The organism is Elusimicrobiota bacterium, from assembly GCA_040757695.1.
Lineage (GTDB): Bacteria > Elusimicrobiota > UBA8919 > UBA8919 > UBA8919 > JBFLWK01.
Genome location: JBFLWK010000023.1, coordinates 23,788 through 30,302 on the forward strand (window position 1 = coordinate 23,788; position 6,515 = coordinate 30,302).

Annotated in this window: 4 protein-coding genes; all 4 read right to left on the reverse strand. The window is 35.6% G+C overall.

Translation table 11 applies throughout. The features are described from left to right. A complete protein-coding gene (gene leuS / locus AB1349_05995) occupies positions 1–2,436 on the reverse strand; it encodes a leucine--tRNA ligase (GenBank protein ID MEW6556893.1) in 2,436 nt (811 codons plus the stop codon). A 172-nt stretch (positions 2,437–2,608) separates the two neighbouring features. After that, on the reverse strand, positions 2,609–4,375 hold the full coding sequence (locus AB1349_06000) for a phosphoenolpyruvate carboxykinase (GTP) (protein ID MEW6556894.1): 1,767 nt from the start codon (positions 4,373–4,375) through the stop codon (positions 2,609–2,611). Beyond that, positions 4,372–5,763, reverse strand: coding sequence for a putative maltokinase (locus AB1349_06005; protein MEW6556895.1), 1,392 nt, complete (start codon positions 5,761–5,763; stop codon positions 4,372–4,374). Before AB1349_06005 ends, AB1349_06000 begins: the two co-directional genes overlap by 4 nt. Positions 5,764–5,906: 143 nt before the next feature. Next, positions 5,907–6,515, reverse strand: a 609-nt coding sequence (locus AB1349_06010) for a hypothetical protein (GenBank protein MEW6556896.1), incomplete at its 5' end; no start/stop codon positions are given.

Here is a 6,515-nt window from a genome sequence, read left to right on the forward strand (position 1 = left end):
TCAACTCCCTACGACGATATTTAGTAATTTTTTGGGAACATATATCGTCTTCATAATTTTTTTATACTGCAGATATTTTTTGATTTTATCGTCTGATTTTGCAAGTTCTACTATTTCTTCTTCACTGCTATCAATCTTAATCTCAATCTGACCTCTTAATTTTCCGTTTACCTGAACCGCAATTGTAATTTTTTCTTGAACAAGTTTTTGGTCGTCCCATTGTGGCCATTTCTCCTTTGTAATAGAGTCATTATGTCCAAGCAGTTGCCACAGTTCTTCACAAATATGCGGTGCAAACGGCGATAATAAAACTATTAGCGTTTCTATACAATCTTTTAATTGCAGATTGCAGATTGCAGATTGCAGATTGCAGATTGCATTATAAAATTCCATAATCACAGCAATCGCAGTATTAAAATGGAACTCATTTTTTATATATTCAGTAACCCGCTTTATCGTCAGATGTTTTAGCCGTTCAAGGTTGTTAGCATATTCCACAATTTTTAATTTTTCATTTTTAATTTTTAATTGTTCTACCAGATTCCACACTCTATTGAGAAACCTGAAACAACCAACTACACTTTCATCTGACCATTCCAGATCCCGTTCAGGTGGTGAAGCAAACAGTATAAAAAGCCGTGCAGTATCCGCACCATATTTTTCAACCATATCGTCAACCGAAACGACATTGCCTTTAGATTTAGACATTTTGAAACCGTTTTTGACAACCATTCCCTGACATAAAAGGTTTTTGAATGGCTCATCGTAATTGAGAAGTCCTAAATCACGAAGCGCCTTCGTAAAAAATCGTGAATATAAAAGATGTAAAATCGCATGCTCAATTCCGCCAATATACTGGTCAACCGGCATCCAGTAGCTAATTGGAGATTGGAGATTTAAAGGATTGTCAGGTTCTTTAATACAGTATGCAAGAAAATACCATGAGGAATCAACAAAGGTATCCATTGTATCTGTTTCCCGACGGGCATTACCATTACATCTTGGACATTTACAATTTACAAAACTTTCGGATTTTGCAAGTGGGTTTCCTTCGCCTGTGAACTCAACATCTTTAGGCAAGACAACCGGTAGTTCATTTTCAGGTATAGAAACCGTCCCACAGGTTTCACAATAAATTATCGGGATTGGTGTACCCCAGTATCGCTGACGGGAAATCAGCCAATCACGGAGTTTGTAATTCACAGTTCGTTTACCAAAGCCCATTTTTTCAACATAATCAGCAATTTTTTCAGTTGCCTCTTTTGAATTTAATCCATCAAACTGCCTTGAGTTTATCATCACACCTTCATCTTCAAATGCAGCGGTTAGCGGTTGGCGGTTAGCAGTTGGCGGAACAATGACTTCTTTTATTGGGAGATTATATTTCTTTGCAAACTCAAAATCACGCTGGTCATGTGCAGGCACACACATAATTGCGCCGGTTCCGTATTCCATCAATACAAAATTGCTCACATATATCGGTATTTCGTCACCTGTTAATGGATTTATAGCATACCGCTGTAAAAAAATTCCTTCTTTTTCTGTATCGGTAAGTCGTGTTACTCGTTTCTGAATAACAATTTTATTAATAAAATCTTTTACTTCTTTTTCTTTATCAGTTCCTTTAACAAGTTCCTGGACCATTGGGTGTTCACACGCAAACGCCATGAATGTAACACCATAAAGCGTATCAGGCCGGGTTGTAAAAATAGGGATTCTGAATTCTGAATTCTTAATTCTGAATTCTACAAGTAGCCCTTCTGATTTACCAATCCAATTTTTTTGCATTATTCTAACCCGTTCATGCCAGCCTGTTAGTCCGTCTAAATCTTTAAGTAATTCATCTGCGTAATCTGTGATTCTGAAAAACCACTGTTCCAAATTTTTTAACTCAACTTCGCTCTCACACCGCCAGCATTTTCCATCAATAACCTGCTCGTTTGCTAAAACTGTTTCGCATTTTGGACAGTAATTCGTTGGCGCAAGTTTTTTGTATGCAAGTCCTTTTTCATAAAATTTAGTAAAAATCCATTGATTCCATTTGTAATATTCAGGGTTTGAAGTAATAACAAGTCGGTTCCAATCGTAGGAAAGCCCAAGTTTTTTCTGCTGTTCCATCATTGTTGTGATACATTCATCGGTCCATTTATCAGGATGAATTTTATTCTCTATAGCGGCATTTTCGGCAGGCAGTCCGAATGCATCATAACCCATCGGATATAAAAGATTGTAGCCATTCATTCTTAAAAATCGTGCAAGCGTATCACCAATCACATAATTTCTGGCATGTCCCATATGGAGTTTGCCCGACGGATACGGAAACATCTCCAAAAGATAAAACTTCTTTTTATCGGACTTTTCTGTTGAGACAAAAAGTTTTTTATCTTCCCACTCTTTCTGCCATTTTTTCTCTACGGTTTTAAAATCGTAAGACATTGTCAACTTTACTTCTTGCTCCCGAATACCTCCCGAATGATAACCGAATGTAACCGAATAATTAGTTGGGTTAATTCGGTGTTTTTGTTCGGCGCAGTTATTTGGGTTTCTTTATTCGTGATTTTATTATACAAAATTTTTTCCAAATTTACCAATAAAAAAAGGGCGGGTTTTAAAGGTTTGATTTTAAATTGTTGAACTCAGTCAAGATTTCTTTTGGCAGCCGTGTGCCGAACAGATTCAAAAATTTCGCTATATCATCAGTTTCTTGTTTCCATTCGTCAGTATTTATTTGAAAAAGTTTATCGTATATTTCTTTTGTTACATTTATTCCTGACAGTTCCAAATCTTCATATTTTGGTATTAAGCCAACAGGTGTTTCTTTTGCAGAAACTTTATTATGAATACGGTCAATTATCCATTTTAAGATACGGATATTTTCCCCAAAACCTGGCCAGAGAAAATTACCATTCTCATCACTTCTGAACCAGTTAGCTGCAAAAATTTTTGGTGGATTAGATACTCTTCTGGCGATATTAAGCCAGTGCTGGAAATAATCAGCCATATTATAGCCACAGAATGGCATCATCGCCATTGGGTCTCGTCGGACACCAGCTTGAAGCCCTTGAGCTGCAGCAGTTGTTTCCGAGCCTGTCCTTGCACCAATGAATACGCCGTGTTGCCAGTTAAAACTTTCTACTATTAGTGGAATTCGTTGAGTTCTTCTGCCACCAATTATGATTGCAGAAATTGGTACACCTTTCGGATTATCAAATTCGTTAGAAAGTGTTGGTGAATTATAGATAGAGACAGTGAACCGCGAGTTAGGATGTGCCGCTTTTGTTTTTTTTGAAATATCCCAAGGATTTCCCTGCCAATCAATCAAATTTTTTGGTACAGGTCCATCTATACCTTCCCACCAGGGTTCATTTGTATCTGTATTCAACGCAGTATTTGTGAATAATGTTGGATAAAAATTGGCTGCTTTTAAGCAACGCATCATATTCGGGTTGGTCTTCATAGAAGTTCCAGGTGCAACACCGAAAAATCCTGTTTCTGGATTTATCGCATACAATCTACCGTCAGAACCTATATTTATCCATGCGATATCATCACCTAAAATCCAGACCTTATAGCCGGGTAAAGTTGACTCAAGCATTGCTAAATTTGTCTTACCACAAGCAGACGGAAAAGCTGCTAGTAAATAGAAAATATTACCATCAGGACATTCAATTCCTATTATTACCATATGTTCTGCAAGCCAGCCTTCTTTTAATCCAAGCCAGGATGCGATTCGTAATGAAAAACATTTTTTTCCAAGCAATGCATTACCACCATAGCCAGAACCGATACTCCAGACCAGATGTTCATCCGGGAAATGCATAATGAACCGTTTATTCGGGTTAAAGTCACCACAGGAATGTATTCCCTTAACAAAATTTGCTGAATTGCCAATTTTGTCAAGTATGTGTTTTCCCAAGCGGGTCATAATTCTCATACTGATTGCAACATATGTATTATCAGTTAGTTGGATGCATGCTTTTGAATATGGTGACTCCGGATGTCCCATCATATACGGAAGCACATACATTGTCCTGCCTTTCATACAACCATCAGAAAGTTTGGTAAGCAGTTGTTTTGCTTCGTCTGGTTTCATCCAGTTGTTGTTGGGACCTGCGGTTTCTTTGTTGGGATGACACACATATGTTAAATGTTCTGTTCGTGCAACATCTGTCGGATGACTTCTATGATAATATGTTTTAGGCCAGGTTTTAGGGTTTAATTCCCGGAATACAGGGACATTATTTATTTTTTCGTCGCTTATACCTATTTCTATAAGTTTATGTGCTTCTTCTTCTGAACCATCACACCACCAGATTCTGTCCGGTTTGGTGAGTTTTGCTTGTTCTTCAACCCATTTTTCTACAGGTGTAGTCATATCATTTCCAAATTCAGCAGGTTTTTGATACCATTTATTGGAATTGTAAGCCAGTCAGGACGATTGTTGAGTTCGTAGCCGAGTTCGTAGACTGCTTTTTCAAGCAGGAAGATATTTAATAAAATATCGCGTTGGTGTTTATCTTTTGGGATAAAAGGTGCACTTTTTACTGTTTCAAAATATGATTTTAAGAAAGTTTCACTTACACATTTGTACCATACATCAGCCCAATTTTTATTTTTTTGCCAGTTAGTTGACGATTTCATTAGTTGAATATAGGATGCATAATGGAACGACCGTAGCATTCCTGCGACATCTACAAGTGGTGATTTTTTGGCTCTGCGGGCATTGAGCGGTCTCATCGGCTCACCTTCAAAATCAATAACAAAAAAATCAGTCCCAGTGAATAAAACCTGTTCAAGATGATAATCACCATGAATACGCATTTTTTCAGTTGATATTTTTGTTTCAGCAAGTGTTTTGAATTTTTTTAATATCATATATTCAAATTTAAGAATTGATTCAATGGCTAATTTTTTTGGTAATTTCTTCTGATTTTTTTGTAATAAGCCGAAAACAGTTTTTGTAAGTTTCTGCATTGACCGAAAAAGTGTGTGCTGATATTTTAATGTAAATGGCTCGGGCTTAAAACTCGGATTATTTTTTTCTGAATAAAGTGCAAGATGCATCTCAGCGGTTCGTTTTGCTAAGAGTTGTATCATTTTAAGGTAATTAGTATCTATTGATTTTGTTTTGTAGTATTTTTTTAGCGAATTCAATGTATATTCAAAAGCATCACCTTTATTCTGAACAAAACCTTGAAGCAGTCCAATAACTATCGGCAACCGAGTGGTATCTTGTATATATTCTATCGCACCTTCAAATTGTGCTATATTTCTAAAAGAGGTTTTTTCAGTAAGAAATTTTGTGACCTCTAGTTCTGGATTTACTCCTGCTTCAAGTTTTCTATAAAGTTTAAAAATAAAAATATCGTCGTAAATAAATGAAGTATTGCTCTGCTCGCCTTTAAGCACTTGTGATTTTATAATTGGAGTATCTTTTAGAAATTTTCCTTTAGATGCGACAATCTTTCCATATCTTCCTTTATATGTATTACCTTTCTGGATTGCAGAAAGAATTGTTTTACGAAACTCATAATCACAAACCGCATCATAAATCAGTCCGTTAGCAAAAATGTCTTGTGTAGCTGGTAAAAGATATTTTTCAGATGTTTTGTCTGTATAGTGAACATTCAGAAACAAAATTCGGAATTTACCAACTGGTATGTTTTCTATAAGAGTGATTTTTTTTATAGTTTTTGCTTTGCTTCTGAACCATCTGCATTTTTTTAGATAACCAGCCAGAAAATTTTCAGTACAGTAATTCATATACAAACCACACAAATCATTGCTGTTATTCGTGTGCTTCTGTTCGTGATTTAATTATACCAAAATTTTCCAAAAATGGCAAATAAAAAAAATCCTACCCGATTTTATCGGAAAGGATTTTTTGTTGTTTCACTTTAATTTACTTAACGAAAATAGTAATTAAAACCTGTTCCTATTTGTAAAAAATCTTTAGCAGTGATATAATAATGGGCACTACCTTCTAAAAACAAATCTTCCAATAAAGACACTCTAAAACCAACTCCACCATGTCCGCCAATCCCACTCCTATTTTTGGTTATATCGCGGTAACCATAGTAGTAGCGGTCATAGTAGTAGTCATAATAAGAATAAGAATAAGAATAAAATTCGTCCTCTTCCCAACTTAAACTGTAATATCCTACACCTGCTGATATGTAAGGAACAATAAAAAAGTCAGATAAAACATTGAATTTTAGGTTCGGGCCAATAAACAAATAATTGTCTGTAAGAAAATCGTAATCAAAAGTTACTGATACTGACCAATGTGGAGTGAAATGATATTCTGCATTTACAGAAAATGGAAGGCATTCAAAATTAGATGAGTAGATATAGTTCAACCCAACTCCTAATCCAAATATATTACTTAAATTACTGTAGTTTGGCAAATTTTTGCTAATAAATGTTGAAACATATTGTTCATTGACAAAAATGGAATAACCCTGTAAAACAGGGATGCACAAGAAACCTGAACAATTCCTATGAATAGTTAAGTC

Coding starts and splice junctions, on each gene's coding strand:
- leuS (MEW6556893.1), bottom strand. CDS start 2,436: ATGTCTTACGATTTTAAAACCGTAGAGAAAAAATGGCAGAAAGAGTGG.
- AB1349_06000 (MEW6556894.1), bottom strand. CDS start 4,375: ATGACTACACCTGTAGAAAAATGGGTTGAAGAACAAGCAAAACTCACC.
- AB1349_06005 (MEW6556895.1), bottom strand. CDS start 5,763: ATGAATTACTGTACTGAAAATTTTCTGGCTGGTTATCTAAAAAAATGC.